The sequence below is a fragment of the Nonomuraea sp. LPB2021202275-12-8 genome (assembly GCF_037044575.1).
In the GTDB taxonomy this organism is placed as follows: Bacteria; Actinomycetota; Actinomycetes; order Streptosporangiales; family Streptosporangiaceae; genus Nonomuraea.
The window spans coordinates 1-1,366 of sequence record NZ_JBAHWD010000122.1 but is presented as its reverse complement, the minus strand read 5'-3'; the positions used below and the strand labels follow the sequence as shown (position 1 = coordinate 1,366).

The 1,366-nt window shown below is 69.3% G+C and carries 1 protein-coding gene; it reads left to right on the top strand.

Translation table 11 applies throughout. The annotated features are described in order from the left end of the window. The coding region (locus V5E28_RS48980; protein ID WP_336217187.1) for an IS4 family transposase at positions 1–1,143 on the top strand (1,143 nt) is incomplete at its 5' end. Positions 1,144–1,366: the final 223 nt, after the last annotated feature.

Here is a 1,366-nt window from a genome sequence, read left to right as displayed (position 1 = left end):
CTGGACGCGGCCATCGCGACGCACGGATGCCGGGAGCGACGCGTTCGCAAGCTCCCCGCGCATGTGGTTGTCTACCTGCTGATCGCGTTGTGCCTCTACCCCGACGACGACTACGAGGAGGTCGCCGAGAAGCTGACGGGCATGCTTGCCCTGATGCCGGGGACGCGCTGGCAGGCGCCAACCCGTGGGGCGATCACCCAAGCCCGCCAGCGGCTGGGAACCGAGGCGGTCAAAGAGGTGTTCCAGCAGATCGCCCGACCCTCGGCAACCGAGTCGACGCCGGGCGCGTGGCTGAACCGCCGGCGGGTGATGGCGATCGACGGGTTCGTCCTGGACCTGCCCGACACCGAGGCCAACGTCGCCGAGTTCGGCCGCGACAGCGCGGGCGGGTACGAGACCGCGTTCCCACAGGCCCGGGTGGTCGCCATCAGCGAGTGCGCCAGCCACGCCATCGTGGCCGCCGACGTAGCGGGCTGCTGGGCCGGCGAGCAGACCCTCGCCTTCTCCCTCTATCAGCAGTTGACCGAGGAGATGCTGCTCACCGCCGACCGCGGCTTCTACAGCTTCCCCGCCTGGAACCAGGCCCGTCACAGCGGCGCGCACCTGCTCTGGCGGGTCCAGGCCGGACTGCGCCCGTACTGGTTGCGCGATCTGGAGGACGGGTCCTGGCTCGCCGTCATCACCAAACCCGCCGGCCTGCGCCGCTCGCAGAAGGACCGGCTGCGCGAGGCTGCCCGCCAGGGCCGAGACCTGGATCCCGACGACGCGGTGATCGTCCGGGTGGTCGACTACATCGTGCCCGACCGCAAGGGCGAGCACATCCGCCTGATCACCAGCATCCTGGACCCGACCGAGGCCACCGCTGAAGAGCTGGCCCGTTGCTACCACGATCGCTGGGAGGCCGAAACCGGCATCGATCAGCTGAAGACGCACCTACGCGGGCCGGGCCGTATCCTGCGCTCCCGCACCCCCGAACTGGCCTACCAGGAGATCTGGGCCTACTTGCTCACGCACTGGGCGTTATGCACGCTGATCTGCACCGCCGCCACCACGGCCGGGATCGACCCCGACCGGATCAAGTTCCTGGGCACCGTCCGCATCGTGCGCCGCTCGGTCACCGACCGCGCGGCCTTTTTTCCCTGAGCCGCCCGACGCCTCCTGGACCCGGGCCCTCCACCAGGTCGCACACCGACGCAACACCAACCCGCACCGCCGCCACCGCTCCTACCCGCGAGCCGTCAAACGCTCACGCAAGAGCAGCTACCGTGAACGGCGTCCGTCCGACAAGGGCATCCGATACGCGGGACCGCCGACCGTCGCACTCTTACCCACGCCATCGGCAGCCCAAGCGACATCATGATCATTT